Below are 15389 nucleotides of genomic sequence, written 5' to 3' on the forward strand. Positions count from 1 at the left end.
TGGCGCTTCAGCTTCGCGGGCGGGGGGACGACTCTAAGTAGGACAGAACGCCACACCACTCACCGAGACACGGAGACGTCGATATGACCGACGGGGGACTTCCGGACTACATTGCCGATCACTTTGAATACCTGGTGCGCTGCTCCAAGCCCGCCCGCCTCGGCCAGCTTGCCTTCTTCGGCCTCGGGCTTGTCGTAGCCCTCGCCGGGCCGTTCTTCCTGCCGGACCTGGTCAACGCTTCCGGGCTCGTCGACAAGGCGATCTTGTTCGTGGGCGGAGCGGCCTTCGTGGCTTCCTTCCTCTGGTACGTCACCTGGCTGCAGGAGCGCCGGGACAAGTTCCGCAAGGAGATGCCCACCAGCTACGCCCGCTGGTTCGGCGCCCGCCGGCGCAGCCCCTTCGGCGGCCTGCACATCCGCCCGAACCTGCGCCTCGCCCGCCTGCAGCTGCGCTACCTGCTGACCTCGGTGGAGCCCTCGTCCAGCGAGACCCTGGCCCTCACCATGGACTTCGCCCGCCACAGCCTCGTCTAGCTCGCCACGACACCCGAAACGCGAACCAGCGCGAGCCACCCGGCCCGCGCTGGTTTTTCCGTATTGGAGTCCGTATTGGAGTCCGTATCGGAGAAGGGCTAGACCGAAGCCTCGACCTCGATGTCCACGGCATCCTTCAGGCGGAAGGCGCCGAGCGGGCCCTTGAAGGGCTTGATGCCGAAGTTGCTCTGGACGATGGTGGCCGTGGCCTTGACCCGGCCCCCCATGTCGGAGAGGTTGACGGTCAGCGGGCCGCTCTTGCCGGCGATGGTGAGGGTGCCCTGGACGGTGGCCGAGTTGCCCGACGACGAGACCGACGAGGACTGGTAGCTGATCTGGCCGGAGCCCAGGATCTTGCCGGTGATGTTCTTCTTGATTTCGTTGCGGTCGTTGTCGCTCAGGGGCTTCACGCCGCCGTGGCCCTCACGGATCTCGAAGGAGCCGATGTCGACCGAGGCGGAGAGCGAGCTGGCGCCGGGGTCCTCCGCCACGGTGGCGGTGGCATTCCAGCGGGTGGCCTCGATGACCAGGGCGTGGGCCATCCGGGCGCCCGGGCCTTCAACGCCGGTCTTGATGATGAGTTTGCCGTTCTGCGGCCCCAGGTTGTAGGTACCGGGCTCTATTGCCACGAGTCGACCACCTCCGTCTAAGAAATCGCCCACCCCTAAGCGGTGGGCGGCGAGCGTACATTACCAGGCTGACATTCCCGCAGGCCCCGAGGCGCGCACCACCTCCCCCGGGCCCTAATGCTGACTACCTGAGGGTGTTCATTATCTAAAAATGCCCTCGCGCAACGCAACAGAAACCGCCCGGGCACGATCGGTCACCCCCAGCTTGCGGAAAATCGCCCGCACGTGGGTCTTCACAGTGTCCTCGGAGATCACCAGGGCGTCGGCGATCGCCCGGTTGTTGAGGCCGTCCACCATCGTGCGCAGCACCTCGCTCTCCCGCTGGGTGAGGCCCATCTCGGACCCCGGCCAGATGTGCCCCGGGCGCACCTGGGCGGCCCGCCGGGCGATCTGGCCGGTGAGGGCCGGGTCCACGATGGTCTCGCCCCGCCCCACTTCCTCCAGCACGCGCACGATGTCCTCGGGCGAGGCCCGCTTCAGCATGTAGCCCTTGGCGCCGGCCCGGAGGGCCTCGAAGACGTACTGCTCGTCCTCGTACACGGTGAGGAACACCACCGCAAGTCCGGGATGGGTGGCGGTGATCACCCGGCAGGCCTCGAGCCCGGACTGGCCCTGCAGGCGCACGTCGAGGAGCACGGCGTCGGGCATGTCCCGGGCGATCTCCCGCAGGGCACCGGCCAGGTCCGGGGCCTCGCCGATGATCTCGACCTTGGTGTCGCGCAGCATGGCCCGCAGCCCGGCCCGCACCATCTGGTGATCGTCGACGATGAGCACCCGGATGCGGCCCTCGCCCTCCTCAGCGCCCTCGCCGCTCCGTGGGAACGTCACGCCACCCCCTTGGTGCGCCCGCCCGACAAGCCGTCCTTGAGGGCCGGGCGCTCCACCGGGATCCGGATCTCCGCCCGGGTGCCGCGCCCGGGCTCGGAGGACAGCGAGAGCGTGCCGCCGACCATCGCCAAGCGCTCGACGACGCCCGCCAGCCCGAAGGAGGTCTCCGGGCGCAGGCTCCGGTACGCCTCGACGTCGAAGCCGCGCCCGTCGTCGATCACGATCATGCGGATCTCGTCCCGCTCCGACTTCAGGTTGACCTCGACGTGGCGGGCGGCGGCGTGCTTGCGGACGTTGTTGAGCAGCTCCTGGCAGATGCGGTAGACCGCGGTCTCCAGGTGGGTGGGGTGGGGCTGGATGTCGGTGGCGACGTTGACCTCCACCTCGGGGCCGAAGGTCCGCCGGGCCAGTGCCTCGACCGCCGGGACGAGGCCGAGGTCGTCGAGCGTGGCGGGGCGCAGGTCGTAGATTGCCGAACGGGCCTCCTCGAGGGCCTCACCGATCAGCGACTTGGCCACCTCCAGCTCGGCCCTGGCGGCCGGGACATCCCGCTCCAGCAGGCGCTCGCAGGCCTGCACCCGGTACCAGATCGAGATGAGCTGCTGGGTGACGCCGTCGTGGATCTCGGTGGCCACCCGGCGGCGCTCCTCCTCCTGGGCGGCCACCGTCCGCTTCACCATGCCCTGGAGTGCCTCCTCCTGGTCCTCCAGGGCGCGGAAGAGGGTGGCGTGCTCGATGGCGGCGGCGAGCAGCGAGGCGACGTGGTTCAGCAGGTCGATGTCGCGCTGGCCGAAGGCCCGGTACCGTTCGGTGTGCAGGTTGACGACGCCGATCAACCGGTCGGCGGGCGAGATCAGCGGGACGGAAAGCATCGAGGTGTAGCGGTCGCCGCCCAGGGCCGGGATGTACTTGTAGCGGGCGTCGGCCCACTTGTTGTCCGGGATGACCACCGGCTCGCGGTGCTCCGCCACCCAGCCCGAGACCCCCTCGCCCAGGGCCAGCGTGACCGTGCCGACCACATCGGTGTACGGTTCGCTGGCCGCCGCCAGCACCAGGCGCCCGCCCCCCACCGCCTCGTAGAGGTGCAGGAAACAGGCATCCACGGCGGTGGTCTGCAGGACGAGTTCGACCGCGGCGGACAGCACGCGATCGAGGTCGACCCCCGACGAGAAGACTTCGATGATGCGGTTGAGCGCCCGGTTCTCCTCCTGAACGAGGTTCAGGGCCGTACGTAGCGCTTCGCTGTCTCCGGCCTCGGCCACACGCTCTGTCTCCCGGCGCTCCGCCCCCGGCGCCGCTGTCTGCGGCGTCTCCGGCGTCTCCGGCGTCTCCGGCGGGCAGGGCGCAGGTTAGCATCGCCCCACTGCAGGAGGGCGGCGGTGCCGTCAGCCCTTGGCGCCCTCCTGGGCCCGCAGCAGGTGGCGGGCGCTCACGATGCCCACCAGCTTGCCGTCATCCACCACCGGCAGGTGCCGGAAACCGTTGTCCAGCATCAGCGCCACCGCCTCGGAGATCAACGACGCCGGGGTGGCGACCAGGGGGTCCTTGGTCATGACGTCCTCCAGGTGGGTGTTCCAGGGCACGAGGCCGCGGGCGACCGCCTTCATGACATCGCGCTCGGAGATGATGCCGACCACCTGGCCCTGGGTGACCACGACTGCGGCGCCCACGTTGCGCTCCACCATCGACTGGGCGGCCTGCTCCAGCGTGTCATCGGGCCGGGCGGTGGTGACGTTGCGGTTCATGTGCTCGCCGACGGTCGTCATCCCTGGACCCCTCCTGGGCTGCGTGCTGAGGCTGCGAACGATAACACCCGCCCGGGACCGCCCAGCAAGTCCCCGAATTCAGGGCCCGGGCTCAGGGGCCGGGCTCCAGGGCAGTCGGGCGGAGCAGGCCGAGCGCCGGCTCCAGGAGTCCTGCGGTGGTGACCAGGATCCCGCCGCTCCCGTCCGGGTCGGGGGCGCCGTCCAGCGAGCGTGCCTGGAGCCCGGCCCTCTCCACCAGCAGCAGCCCGGCGGCCACGTCCCAGGGGCTTGCCGGCATGAGCACCAGGCCGTCCACCCGCCCGGCGGCCACCCAGGCCAGGTCGAGGCTCACGCACCCCAGGGTGCGGAAGGCACGGATGGCCCCCATGAGCCCGCCCGCCACCTCCCACAGCACGGGCGCCCGCTGGTAGGCCTTGTTGACGATGAAGACCGCCCGCTCCAACCCGGTGGGGCCGGGCGGGGCCACCCGGGCGGCGTCGGTCCGGAGGCCGAGGTGCCACTCGTCCAGGGCGGGCGCGTAGATCACCCCGAGGGCTGAGCCCTCGCCGTCCAGACACCCGAGCGAGACCGTGAACATCGGGAGCCCGGCGACGTAGTTGGTGGTGCCGTCCAGGGGGTCGACCACCCACCGGAAGCCGCTGCTGGATTCCCGGGCGGTGCCTTCCTCGGCCAGGAGGCCGTCACCCGGGAACGCATCGGCGAGCGCGCCGGCGATCAGAGCCTCCGCCCGGCGGTCGAGCTCGGTGACGATCCCCCGGCCCTTGTCCTCGGTCCCGACGCCAGCCCGGAAGCTGGCCATGAGCAGCTCCCCGGCCTGGCCGGCGACGGTCTGCGCCCAGGCGAGCCGGGCCGGGAGGGTGGCGGTCACCCGCAGGCGGCGAGTGCCGCTTCGATGTCGGCGAGGAGGTCGGCGGGGTCCTCCAGGCCGGTGGACAGCCGGATGAACCCGTCGCCCATCCCCTGGCGGCGGCGCACCTCCGGGTCGATCTGGCGGTGGGTGGTGGAGGCCGGGTGGGCCACCAGGGTGTGCGGCCCGCCCAGGCTGGCGCCGATCCAGGGGATGGTGAGGGCTTCGCAGAACGCCGTCGCCGCCTCCAGGCCCCCCTCGAGATCGAAGGCCACCAGGCCCCCGGAGCCGCCGCACAGGATGCGCTGGCCGGTGCCGTGGGAGGGATCGCCGGGCAGTCCGGGGTACCGGGTGGCGGTGACCCGGCGGTGGCCGGCCAGCAGCTCGGCAATCGCCTGGGCGGTGGCGCAGTGGCGCTCCACCCGGAGGGCAAGCGTCGCCAGCCCCCGCAGGCACAGCCAGGCCTCCAAGGGCTGCATGGCCCCCCCGGTCTCCCGGGCGGTGGCACCCAGGGCGGCGACCGCGTCCGCCGAGGCGCACACCGCCCCGCCGATCAGGTCGCTGTGGCCGCCGATGTACTTCGACGCCGAGTGGAGCACGTGGGTGAAGCCGAAGGCTGCGGGGGTGCACAGGTAGGGGGTGGCCACCGTGTTGTCGACCACCGCCGGCACGCCGGTGCGGGCACACAGGGCCCCGAGCGCCGCCAGGTCGGCCACCGTCAGCAGCGGGTTGGCGATGGTCTCGACGTACAACGCCGCGGCCCCCTCCAAGGCGGTTTCCACGGCGCTGAGGTCGGTGGGGTCCACGAAGTCGACCGCGATCCCGTAGCGGGGCAGGACGGTGGCCAGCAAGGAGTAGGTGCCACCGTAGACCTGCGGGCTGGCCACGATCCGGTCGCCGGAGCGGGCAAGCGTGGTGGCAACGGTGTGGACCGCGGCCATCCCGGAGTCGAAGGCCATCGCCGCCCCGGTGCCCTCGAGGCTGGCCATGGTCGCCTCGAAGGCGGCGACGGTCGGGTTCCCGTACCCCCGGCCGTAGACGAAGCCGTCGCGCTCTTGGGCGATAACCTCGGCGAAGTCCTGCAGGGTGTCGAAGCGCCAGGTCGAGGTCTGGTAGATGGGCGTCGATGCCGGGCGCTGCCCCACGGGTGGGGCGGCGGCCCCGTGGACGGCCCGGGTGGCGAAGCCGGGCCGGCCGGCGCGGTGGCCGTGGGCCGTCGCACCCGCCTCCTGCTCGCCCATCACCAGGCCGCCCACCCTACCGTCCCGCCGGGGACTCGGCGGTGGCCCGTAGAGTGGATCCATGAGACCCGAACACCCCGCGCCCCACCGGGTTGGGGAGATCCTCGATCAGCTCGCCGCCCGGGGGATGCGGCGCACCTCGGCCCGCCAGGCCATCCTGGAGGCCCTCGTGGGGTCGGAGGACCACGTCACCGCCGAGGACATCGCCACCGAGGTCCATCGCCGGTTCCCATCGGTGGACGTCTCCACCGTCTACCGCACCCTGGACATCCTGGAGCAGCTGGGCATCATCGAGCACACCCACCTCTCGCATGGGCCGGCCATCTTCCATCTCGCCGAAGACGACCACCAGCACCTGGTGTGCGAGCGCTGCGGCCGGGTCGAGGAGGTCCCGCCCGGGAAGCTCGAGCCCCTGCTCGAGGCCATCCGCACCGAATTCGACTTCGACGTCGACCGCCGCCACTTCGCCCTCGTCGGCCTGTGCGGCGAGTGCCGCCGGGTTTCGCCGGCCCCCGGGACGGGCATCCCGCTGACGTAAGCACGTCTCGAAGGAGGTCTTCCATGTCGCATGTCTTCGCCAGCCCCCACGATGCCGAGAATGCGGTCGGCGATGAGCCGGAACCGAGCGTGGGTCCCTGGTCGCCCCGGATCGACGTCATCAACCACGAAGGGATCACCGAGGTGCGGGCCGACCTGCCGGGCATCAACCCCGCCCGGGACCTGAAGGTCATCGCCCGGGACGGGCACCTGACGCTGCGCGGGGAGCGCCGCGCGGAAGCCACCATCCCCACCGACACGATCGTCCACGCCGAGCGTCGCCACGGCATGTTCGAGCGGACGATCCTGCTCCCCGAGGGCGCCGACCCGACCCGGGTGCGGGCCGAGTACCGCGACGGCGTGCTGCGGGTGACGATCCCCACCGACGGCGTTGCGCTCTAGCCACGTTTCGCTGTAGCCGGGGGGAATCCCGGCGGTTTGCCGAGGGCCCGCGGCCTTCAGACCCGCAGGAGGCTCGCGTAGACCGCCTGCGTGGCGGAGCACGGCCAGGGCGTGCATCAGCAGCCGGTACCCGCTCTCGCCCAGGGGAGCCAGGCGCACCAGTTCCCGGCCGGCCCGCACTGCGGCCGGCAGCTCGGTGCCCCCGATGCCCACTCCCGCCGCGCCGTACGCCTCCAGCGCCCGGAAACGGACCTCCCCCGGCCGACGGCGTTTCGCTCTAGCAACATTTCGCTGTAGCAGGGGCGGATCCCGGCGGTTTGCCGCCGGCCCGCGGCCTTCAGGCCCGCAGGAGGCCGGTGTAGACCGCCTGCGTGGCGGAGCACGGGGACACCCCCAGCTCGTCGCGGAGCACGTCCCGGAGGCCGGCGTAGACCACCAGCGCCTCGGCGGCGTTGCCCTGGCCGGCCAGGGCCTGCATCAGCAGCCGGTACCCGCTCTCGCGCAGGGGAGCGAGGCGCACCAATTCCCGGCCGGCTCGCACTGCGGCCGGGAGCTCAGTGCCCCCGAGGCCCAGTCCCGCGGCGCCGTACGCCTCCAGCGCCCGGAAACGGATCTCGCCCAGCCGGCGCCGCTGCTCGTCGACCCAGGTTCCGTCCTCGCCCGGGAGGAACTCCCGCTCGGCCACGACCAAGGCGGAAATAGCCGGCCCCCAGGCGCGGGCAAAGTCCCCCAGGGAGACCCGGGACTCCGCCTGGTGCACCGCCGCAGGTGCGGCCTCGACATCGACGAAGCAAGCCTCCGGAAACTGCAGCCGGAGGCTCGACCGGCCTTCGAGGGCCCCCGCGCCGAGAGCCTTGCGCAGCTTGGATATGAGGGCGTTGAGCCCGGCGTCGGTTGCCGGGGGCAGCTCCTGGGGCCAGAGGGCCTCGACCAGCTCGTCGCGGCCTATGGGCCGGTGCCGATTCAGCACCAGGTAGGCGAACAGAAGGCGGCCCTGGCGACCGGGCAGGCGGCCCTCCAGGCGCGTGCCGCCGCGCTCGATCGCGGTCGGGCCGCACAGCTGGATGCGGGTGAGCGTCGTGGGCGCCAAGGTCATGCCAACATTCTCGCAATAGCCTCGCCGTAGAACTCGTCGAAGGAGGGGGCCATGGCAAGGATCATCCGGTGCGAGTGTGGCTACGTTGCCCGGGGAACCACGGACGACGAGGTCATCGCGGTTATCCGGGCGCACATGAGTACCGACCATCCCGCCCTCCTGGAGACCGTCGAGTTCGAGGACCTGCTCGGCTGGATCCAGATGGAGTAGGTCCACCGGGAAGGAGGTGCCAGATGGGTCTGGCGACCCTGGCTGGCAAGGAAGTGTCGACGAACCGGGAGGTGGTCGTTTCGCCGGACTGGCTGGAGGAGCGGCTGCACGATCCCGGCGTCCGGGTGGTGGAGGTGGATGCGAGCCCCCGGGCCTACAGCGAGGGCCACATCGAGGGGCGGTGCTGTGGAACATCCACCGCGACTTGAGGGAGCCGGACTACCAGCTCCGCGACGGCCGCATCCTGGACTGCTCCCGGTCGGCATGGCAGAGCGATGGCCGGCCGTGGAGCACCGAGGTGCCCGAGATCCCGGCGACGAGCGACCCGCAGTACCTGGGCGGACGGTTCTGGCCTTCAGGCGGGATGGAGGAGGGAGGTCGTGCCGGCCGCGTGCCCGGCGCCGTGCACCAGTCGATCGACGGGATCTACGACGACCGGGGGGCATTCCGCCGCGCCCATGACCTCGCCCGCATCCTGAGCGGGGTGGACCTGGCGGACGACATTGACGTGATCACCTACTGCACTTTGGGCGGCCGGGCGGCGACGACCTGGTTCGTCCTCACCCACCTGCTCGATCGCCCCGGGGTCCGGGTCTACGACGGCTCGTGGGCCGAGCGGGGGCGGTTGGCAACCAAGCCAGCTGAGACTGGCACTGGAAGAAAGGAAACGGAGATGGCAGGGCTGATCCGCAAGAGCCTCGACACCCCGGAGGAGACCCGGGCGTTCGAAGGCGGTTCCGGCCAGCTGCAGCTGGTCAACCTCGCCCAGGGACCGGTGGGCCGCGCCACGTTCCTCCCGGGATGGAAGTGGTCCGAGCACGTCAAGCCCATTGCCCACACCGACAGCTGCCAGGCGGCCCACATGGGCTACTTCGTGTCCGGGCGGATGAAGGTGGTCATGGACGATGGCGAGGAGATGGAGTACGGCCCCGGCGACTTCGCCGTCATGGCCCCGGGCCACGATGCCTGGATCGTGGGCGACGAGCCCTGCGTGGTGATCGACTGGCAGGGCTTCGCCGACTACGCCAGGCGCTGAGACCCCGAAACAGAGCAGGCCGGGGCAGGTCGAACTGGGGAGGTTGTTGTCCCAAAAATGGGCCAAGAACCTCCCCAGTAAGGCCGAGGACCCCCGCCGGTACCTGGGCCGGGAACACCGCCGGCCAGAGGGTGATGTTCTGCCATCCGCCGAGAATCTAGGGAGCTCGGGAGGCAATTCTGAGGAGCACTCCCGATGTGCCGGTCCCCCCCTTAGGGCCATCGTCATGCGTGGTTCGAGGCCGCACCGAACGGCCTCGCAGGCGAAGGAGGGACACGGTGGAGACGGCCCAGGTGCTGCACGGGAAGCTGCAGGGACGGTGGACCAGCAGGACGGCCAGGATGGTGCTCGGCATCCTGATCGCAGCAGTGGCCGTGATCGCCGTCGTCGCCTGGCGGTTGAGCGCCAGCAGCGCTCCGGCCGGCGGCGTGGTTCAGGCGCCGCACGTCGCCACGAGCCTCCCCCCGGTCACGTGCTACCTGCACGTGGGCTGCGGCGCTGCCGGCTAACTCCGGGCGCGACAATCCGTCTGTGGGGGCCACGATCACCCGGGCACCATTCGCTGGCCGGGACCAGGCGTTGGGGCTGCTGGAAGCAGCCCTGGGCTCCCTGGCTGGCGAGGGTCAGGCAACCGCACTGATCGGTGGCGAGGCGGGGATCGGCAAGACCCGCCTCGCCGACGAGGTGTGCGCCCGGGCACGCGACCGGGGATTCCTTGTCGCCCGCGGCTCCTGCTCGCCCGTAGGGGGGCGGAGGCAGCCGTTCGGCCCGGTGGTGGGGATGCTCCGGGAGCTCGAAGCCGAGGCAGCTGACCTCGGCGTGACCCGCCCCCTGGAGCCCCTGGGGCATGGACTCGGTCTCGTGGCCTGGGGACCGGTCGAGTCGAACGGCGACCCGTTCGCCCCGCTGGCCGGCAAGATGGCCAAGACGACCCTGTTCGACCACGTGCGTACCGCCCTCGCCGGAGTGGCCGGCCGGTGCCCGGTGGTTTTGGTGCTCGAGGACCTCCACTGGGCGGACAGCTCCTCGATCGAACTCATCGACTTCCTGGCCCGCAGTCTGCGTGCGGCGCCGGTGCTGCTGATCGGCACCTACCGGGAGGACGAGCTGGAGGCGGATCACCCTTTGCGCCCGGTACTGGTCGAGCTCGGCCGCCAGCACCGGGTGTCGAGGCTGCACCTCGAAGGGCTCGGCGAGGAGGCCATTACCAGCTTGATCGCCGGTGTGCTGGGGGTGGCACCGGCCCCTGAGCGCGCGAAGGCAGTCTTCGCCCGGAGCGCGGGCAATCCCTTCTTCGCCGAGGAGATCGCCCGGGCCGGAGACCTGCCGGGGGTGCCCAAGCAGATCAACGAGCTGATCCTGCTCCGGGTCGGGCGCATGTCGCCCGAGGCGCAGCAGGTGCTCCGGCTCCTGGCAACCATCGGTGATGCGATCGACCACGATCTGGCGTCGGCCGCCTGCCAGGCGGCGGGGTTGGCTCTGGACCGTGCCTTGAAGGAAGCCGTGGCGCGCCGGATGGTCGTGGTCGATCAGGGGCGCTACCGCTTTCGGCACCCGCTGGTCCGGGAGGCAATCTCCGGATCCCTGCTGCCGGGGGAGTCGCAGCGGGTGCACCGGCTGGTGGCGGAATGCCTTGCTCGGACCGGCGGCGAGGCAAGGGAGCTGGCTCAGCGAGCCGCGCAGCTGGCCGAGCACTGGTGGGCGGCGGCCTCCTGGCCCGAGGCGCTGAACGCCTCGGTGGCGGCGGCCTGGGCTGCCGGAGCGGTGTTCGCGTTTAGCGAGGGGCTCGGCCACCTGGAGCGGGCTTTGTCGGTGTGGGAGAGGGTGCCGGACGCCGCGGCCATCGCGGGCATGGACCATGCCACGCTGCTCGGCCTCGCAGCCGACGCGGCGTATTTCGCCTCGAGCAGCCCGCGCGGCGCTGAGCTCGCCCGGGCGGCGGCCGAGAAGATCGATGGGGTCCGGGAGCCGGGCCGGGCGGCCCTGGGCTGGGCGAAGGTCGGGCGCAACTGCTTCCCGATCAACCTGGACGCCTCGGCCCGGGCCTTCGATCGGGCGCTGTCGTTCCTGCCGGCGGGCACCCCCTCAGCCGAACGCGCCCGGGTCCTGGCCGAGAAGGCAGCCGCCCTCGCCTGCCTGTCGCGGTTCGCCGAAGGCGAGGCTACGGCCCGGCAAGCCATTTCTGAGGCCACCGCTGTGGGCGCACGCGCGGAGGAGGGCCACGCCCTCGTGACCCTCGGGTCCTGCAGCACTTCCCTCGGCCGGCTCGCGGAGGGGGTCCGCTGGACCCAGGAGGGGGTGGCGATCGTCGAGGAACAGGCGCTGGCCAACGACCTGAACTATGGCTATACCTCCTTGAGCTATGCCCTGTTCGCGGCCGGGCGGATGGAGGAGGCGGCGGCCGTCACCCTGGACGCCATGGCGGTGGGCGAGGAGCTGTGCGGCATCCGCCTCGAAGGCGCCGCGCTGAACAGCATCGAGGCACTCCTGCAGGTCGGCCGCTGGGAGGAAGCGGAGGCGATGCTGGCTGAGCGGGGCCACGTCCAGGGGCCCTGCGGCTACGGCTGGTTCGAGCTGGTGAGCGCGATGGCGGCGCTGCGCCGGGGACGCTACGTGGATGCGAAGCGCGGGCTGGTTGCCGCCGACCGCTGGACCGCCGTCCAGGACGACGTCCAGATCCGGGGCTGGTACTACCGCCTTGTTGCCGAACTTGCCCTGGACGAGAACCGGTGGGCCGAGGCCTTCGACCCGCTCGACCGGGCGCTCGACCTAGGGGCCTCCTCCGAGGACGAGGTCAACCGGCCGGAGATGCATGCGCTGGCGGCACGGGCCATCGCCGACCAACACGGGGCCACGCCGCGCCGCCCGGGCTGGGAGAACCGGCTGGAGAAGGCCCGGGCCGCCGCCAATGGGCACACCACCGAGTCCGACCGGCTGGTCCGGGCGCCGCTGGCGCGCGGCGGCCAGATCCTGCCGATGCCGTGGGCGTTCGCCCTCACCTGCCAGGCCGAGGAATCCCGCCTGCACGGCAACGATGCCGCTCCCTGGGAGGCGGCGGCGCGTGCCTGGGACGCGCTTCCCTGCCCGTACCAGGCAACGTACTGCCGGTGGCGGCAGGCCGAGGCGCTCCTCGCCCATCCGGGGGGGCGGGGTCCGGCAGCCGAGGTCCTCGCCCTGGCCTGGCAGACCGCCCGCCACCTAGGGGCCGAGGGCCTCGCCGCACGGATCCAGCTCCTTGCCCGCCGGGCCCGGCTGGTGTTACCGAAGGCCGCCGACCCGGCGGAAGGGCACTCGGTCGCCAGCGACCTGGGCCTCACCGCCCGGGAGGTCGAAGTCCTTGAGCTGCTGGCCGGCGGTGCGACTGATGCCACCATCGCCGAGCGGCTGTTCATCAGCAAGAAGACGGCGAGCGTCCACGTCTCGAACGTGCTGCGCAAGCTGTGCGTGTCCAGCCGTTACGAGGCGGCAGCCGTCGGTCAGCAGGCGGGTCTGGGGGCCTGACCGGAGCCGACTTCTCTACTGGACGATCACCGTCGCCCGCATGCCCTGGGCGTAGTGCCCCGGCTGGTGGCAGCCGATCAGCAGCGTGCCCCGGTGGGCGAAGGTGTAGTCCAGGGTCGCGGTTCTGCCCGGGGCGACGTCCACGACCGGCAGGTCCATCCCGGCCATCGAGTCTCCGTGTGTGCGCATCAGGCGGTCGTGGGCGGCCTGGGCGGCGGTGTCGCCGATCAGCGCCTCGTGGGTCTGGCCGCTGGCGTTGTGGAAGACGAAGCGCACCCGCTGACCCTCGGAGACCGTGAAGGCGTTGGGGGCGAAGGCGTAGTCGCTCATCGTCACCCGGAAGGTCTGGCTGACCGGCGGGGGGCGGCGGAGCCAGGCGGTCACCCCGGCGACGGTACCGAACAGCACCACGGGCGCCAGCCAGGCCGCCACCACCCGGCGGCGCAGGGCCCGGCGGGCCGCCGCCGGCGGCTTCATGCGGGTCCCCCGGTCGAAGCCCGACCCGCCGAAGCTGGCCAGCCGCAGGCTGTTGGCCACCACCGAGACGCTGGAGAGACCCATTGCCGCCCCCGCCACCACCGGGTTCAGCAGGCCGAACGCCGCCAGGGGCAGGGCCGCCAGGTTGTAGCCGAACGCCCAGCCCAGGTTCTGCAGGATGGTGGCGTAGGTCCGCCGGGCGAGCTGCAGGGCCACCGCAACCCCCCGGAGGTCGGGCGACAGCAGCGTGATGTCAGAGGCCTCGATGGCCACGTCGGTACCCGTCCCGATGGCGATGCCCAGGTCGGCCTGGACCAGGGCGGGGGCGTCGTTGACCCCGTCGCCCACCATGGCCACCGTCCGGCCCTCGGCCTGCAGCCGGGCGATCTCGGCCACCTTGCCGGAAGGCAGGACCTCAGCGAGGACCCGGTCGATCCCGGCCTGGCCGGCCACCGCTCGGGCGGTGCGGGCGTTGTCGCCGGTCACCATTACCACCTGCATCCCGGTGGCCTGGAGGGCGGCCACCGCCTGGGCGGCGCTGGGCTTCAGGGTGTCCGAGACCGCGATGGCTCCCCGGGCGGCCCCCTCCCAGCCGGCGAGCACGACCGTACGCCCCAGGGCCTCCTGGTCGGCCACCGCGGTCGCCAGCCCGGCGGGGATCGCCATGCCGTGCTCCTCGATCAGCCCCGGGCGGCCGACGACCACCAGGCGCCCGGCCACCGAGGCCCGCACCCCCCGGCCGGGAACCGCCTCGAAGCCGGACACCCCTGCGACGGGCAACGCCCCGGGTTCGTCGGCCGCCATCGCCGCCAGCGCCCGGCCCACGGGGTGCTCGGAGCCCGCTTCGGCGGCGGCCACCAGCCGGCGGAGCTCGGCCGCATCCACCCCCGGGGCGGGCACGACGTCGGCCACGACGACGTTGCCGGTGGTGAGCGTCCCGGTCTTGTCCACCACGACGGTGTCCACCACCCGGGAGCGCTCCAGGATGTCGCCCCCCTTGATGAGCACGCCGGAGTTGGCCCCCCGGCCGGTACCGACCATGATTGCCATGGGGGTCGCCAGGCCCAGGGCGCACGGGCAGGCCACGATGAGGACGGCGACCGCGGCGAGCAGGCCGGTGCCCGGCTCCCCCGCCAGCCACCACCCGGCGAAGGTCACCGCCGCCAGCACCAGCACCACCGGCACGAAGATGCCCGCGGCCCGGTCGGCGAGGCGCTGGATGGGAGCCTTGGCGTTCTGCGCCTGCTCGACGAGGCGCACCATGCCCGCCAGGGCGGTGCCCGCCCCCACCGCGGTCGCCCGGATGGTCAGCACGCCCTGCTGGTTGACGGTGGCACCGGCGACCGGGTCGCCGGGGGACTTGTCCACCGGCAGCGACTCGCCGGTCAGCATGGACTCGTCCACCGAGGAGACGCCCTCGACGACCACCCCGTCCACCGGCACCTTCTCGCCCGGCCGGATCCGGAGCAGGTCGCCCACCGAGACCGCCTCGACGGACACGGCGTGCTCCTGCCCGTCGGCAGCCACCAGGGTGGCCTCCTTGGCCCCCAGCTCCACCAGCGCCCGCACGGCCTGCGAGGCCCGCCCCCGGCCCCGGGCCTCCAGGTAGCGGCCCAGCAGCAGGAAGGCGATGATCAGGGCCGCCTCGTCGTAGTGCAGGTGGCCGCCCAGGGCGTCGCCCGCGCCCAGCAACTCGAAGGTGGAGAAGGCGAAGGCGGCCAGCGTGCCGAGAGCCACCAGGGTGTCCATGTTGGCGCTGAAGGTGCGCGCCCGGACAGCCGCCGAGCGCAGGAACGGCCAGCCGGCCCAGAACTCCACCGGCGTGGCCAGGAGCGCGGAGGCCCAGCGGGCCCCGCTGGCATGGGGCCACCCCATCGACAGCACCAGGGTGGCAAGAGCGAGCGGCGCCGCCACCGCCAGCCGGCGCAGCCACATCGCCCGCTCGGGGTCCCGCTGCTTGGCCCCGGACAGGGGGGCCGACATCGCCGTGAGGTGGTAGCCCACCCGATCGATGGCGGCCACGAGGTCGGTGGGCGCCGCCGGGGCCTCGGCGCTCAGCTCGATGGTGGCCCGTCCGGTGGCGAAGTTGACCCCGGCCGCCACGACGCCGCTCTGGCGGCGCAGCGTGCGCTCCACCCGGGCGGCGCACGACCCGCAGGTCATCCCTTCGACGTCGAAGACGAGGACGTCCCGGGGCGCGCCGACGGCCGGGGGCGCCGCCTCCGCGGCGGCGAGCTCCCCGAGGCTAGGGCTTCGGCGCTCCGGCATGGCCGCCGCCCCCCTGGT

Annotated in this window: 16 protein-coding genes and 3 pseudogenes; 9 read left to right on the forward strand and 10 right to left on the reverse strand. The window is 72.2% G+C overall.

The genetic code is table 11. The features are described 5' to 3' along the window. Positions 1–83 precede the first annotated feature (83 nt). On the forward strand, positions 84–533 hold the full coding sequence (locus VFW71_09695; protein HEU5003038.1) for a hypothetical protein: 450 nt from the start codon (positions 84–86) through the stop codon (positions 531–533). Between the two features lie 98 nt (positions 534–631). Here the strand turns inward: VFW71_09695 and VFW71_09700 are convergent, their stop codons facing one another. The 6 genes from VFW71_09700 to VFW71_09725 form a co-directional block, all read right to left on the reverse strand. After that, on the reverse strand, positions 632–1162 hold the full coding sequence (locus tag VFW71_09700) for a YceI family protein (protein ID HEU5003039.1): 531 nt from the start codon (positions 1160–1162) through the stop codon (positions 632–634). Between the two features lie 141 nt (positions 1163–1303). After that, on the reverse strand, positions 1304–1990 hold the full coding sequence (locus VFW71_09705) for a response regulator transcription factor (protein HEU5003040.1): 687 nt from the start codon (positions 1988–1990) through the stop codon (positions 1304–1306). Continuing rightward, complete coding sequence (locus VFW71_09710; protein HEU5003041.1) at positions 1987–3252, reverse strand: GAF domain-containing sensor histidine kinase; 1266 nt, start codon at positions 3250–3252, stop codon at positions 1987–1989. Before VFW71_09710 ends, VFW71_09705 begins: the two co-directional genes overlap by 4 nt. A 123-nt stretch (positions 3253–3375) precedes the next feature. Further along, entirely contained in the window at positions 3376–3756 is a 381-nt protein-coding gene (locus VFW71_09715; GenBank protein HEU5003042.1) for a CBS domain-containing protein, read from the reverse strand. A 91-nt stretch (positions 3757–3847) separates the two neighbouring features. Then, positions 3848–4624, reverse strand: a complete 777-nt coding sequence (locus tag VFW71_09720; protein ID HEU5003043.1) for an inositol monophosphatase — start codon at positions 4622–4624, stop codon at positions 3848–3850. Then, positions 4621–5844: an aminotransferase class I/II-fold pyridoxal phosphate-dependent enzyme gene (locus VFW71_09725; protein ID HEU5003044.1), complete on the reverse strand. Its 1224-nt coding sequence runs from the start codon at positions 5842–5844 to the stop codon at positions 4621–4623. The genes VFW71_09720 and VFW71_09725 overlap by 4 nt, the downstream gene beginning before the upstream one ends. Before the next feature lie 61 nt (positions 5845–5905). On the opposite strand from VFW71_09725, the gene VFW71_09730 reads away from it, so the two are divergent. Both VFW71_09730 and VFW71_09735 read left to right on the forward strand, forming a co-directional pair. Further along, a complete protein-coding gene (locus VFW71_09730) occupies positions 5906–6382 on the forward strand; it encodes a transcriptional repressor (GenBank protein ID HEU5003045.1) in 477 nt (158 codons plus the stop codon). A 23-nt stretch (positions 6383–6405) separates the two neighbouring features. Next, entirely contained in the window at positions 6406–6783 is a 378-nt protein-coding gene (locus VFW71_09735; GenBank protein HEU5003046.1) for an Hsp20/alpha crystallin family protein, read from the forward strand. A gap of 111 nt (positions 6784–6894) precedes the next feature. Here VFW71_09735 and VFW71_09740 read toward each other — a convergent pair. Both VFW71_09740 and VFW71_09745 read right to left on the reverse strand, forming a co-directional pair. Further along, a pseudogene (locus tag VFW71_09740) lies at positions 6895–7083 on the reverse strand (BTAD domain-containing putative transcriptional regulator). Between the two features lie 37 nt (positions 7084–7120). Then, positions 7121–7879, reverse strand: a complete 759-nt coding sequence (locus VFW71_09745; GenBank protein HEU5003047.1) for a BTAD domain-containing putative transcriptional regulator — start codon at positions 7877–7879, stop codon at positions 7121–7123. Between the two features lie 51 nt (positions 7880–7930). Between VFW71_09745 and VFW71_09750 the strand changes: the two genes are divergently transcribed. From VFW71_09750 to VFW71_09775, 6 genes and pseudogenes are all read left to right on the forward strand, one after another. After that, entirely contained in the window at positions 7931–8089 is a 159-nt protein-coding gene (locus VFW71_09750; GenBank protein HEU5003048.1) for a DUF1059 domain-containing protein, read from the forward strand. 23 nt (positions 8090–8112) lie between these two features. Then, complete coding sequence (locus tag VFW71_09755; protein HEU5003049.1) at positions 8113–8298, forward strand: hypothetical protein; 186 nt, start codon at positions 8113–8115, stop codon at positions 8296–8298. Between the two features lie 155 nt (positions 8299–8453). Continuing rightward, a pseudogene (locus VFW71_09760) lies at positions 8454–8693 on the forward strand (rhodanese-like domain-containing protein). 69 nt (positions 8694–8762) lie between these two features. Next, the gene (locus VFW71_09765) at positions 8763–9125 is read left to right on the forward strand and encodes a cupin domain-containing protein (GenBank protein HEU5003050.1); all 363 of its coding nucleotides are present in this window, start codon (positions 8763–8765) and stop codon (positions 9123–9125) included. 278 nt (positions 9126–9403) lie between these two features. Beyond that, positions 9404–9634 (forward strand): hypothetical protein, encoded by a 231-nt coding sequence (locus tag VFW71_09770; protein HEU5003051.1) that lies wholly within the window; start codon positions 9404–9406, stop codon positions 9632–9634. A 22-nt stretch (positions 9635–9656) separates the two neighbouring features. Beyond that, a complete protein-coding gene (locus VFW71_09775; protein ID HEU5003052.1) occupies positions 9657–12626 on the forward strand; it encodes an AAA family ATPase in 2970 nt (989 codons plus the stop codon). Between the two features lie 15 nt (positions 12627–12641). On the opposite strand, the gene VFW71_09780 is transcribed toward VFW71_09775, so the two are convergent. Together VFW71_09780 and VFW71_09785 are read right to left on the reverse strand one after the other, a co-directional pair. Then, the gene (locus tag VFW71_09780; protein HEU5003053.1) at positions 12642–13103 is read right to left on the reverse strand and encodes a plastocyanin/azurin family copper-binding protein; all 462 of its coding nucleotides are present in this window, start codon (positions 13101–13103) and stop codon (positions 12642–12644) included. A 27-nt stretch (positions 13104–13130) separates the two neighbouring features. Further along, positions 13131–15371 (reverse strand): annotated as a pseudogene (locus tag VFW71_09785) (heavy metal translocating P-type ATPase). Positions 15372–15389 lie beyond the last annotated feature (18 nt).

Source organism: Actinomycetota bacterium, from assembly GCA_035765775.1.
Taxonomy (GTDB): domain Bacteria; phylum Actinomycetota; class CADDZG01; order JAHWKV01; family JAOPZY01; genus DASTWV01.

Bases quoted from the DNA above. Each gene is read 5' to 3' on its own strand.
- VFW71_09735 (HEU5003046.1), top strand. From the start codon at position 6,406: ATGTCGCATGTCTTCGCCAGCCCCCACGATGCCGAGAATGCGGTCGGC.
- VFW71_09725 (HEU5003044.1), bottom strand. From the start codon at position 5,844: ATGGGCGAGCAGGAGGCGGGTGCGACGGCCCACGGCCACCGCGCCGGC.
- VFW71_09755 (HEU5003049.1), top strand. From the start codon at position 8,113: ATGGGTCTGGCGACCCTGGCTGGCAAGGAAGTGTCGACGAACCGGGAG.
- VFW71_09730 (HEU5003045.1), top strand. From the start codon at position 5,906: ATGAGACCCGAACACCCCGCGCCCCACCGGGTTGGGGAGATCCTCGAT.
- VFW71_09765 (HEU5003050.1), top strand. From the start codon at position 8,763: ATGGCAGGGCTGATCCGCAAGAGCCTCGACACCCCGGAGGAGACCCGG.
- VFW71_09780 (HEU5003053.1), bottom strand. From the start codon at position 13,103: ATGAAGCCGCCGGCGGCGGCCCGCCGGGCCCTGCGCCGCCGGGTGGTG.
- VFW71_09745 (HEU5003047.1), bottom strand. From the start codon at position 7,879: ATGACCTTGGCGCCCACGACGCTCACCCGCATCCAGCTGTGCGGCCCG.
- VFW71_09715 (HEU5003042.1), bottom strand. From the start codon at position 3,756: ATGACGACCGTCGGCGAGCACATGAACCGCAACGTCACCACCGCCCGG.
- VFW71_09695 (HEU5003038.1), top strand. From the start codon at position 84: ATGACCGACGGGGGACTTCCGGACTACATTGCCGATCACTTTGAATAC.
- VFW71_09750 (HEU5003048.1), top strand. From the start codon at position 7,931: ATGGCAAGGATCATCCGGTGCGAGTGTGGCTACGTTGCCCGGGGAACC.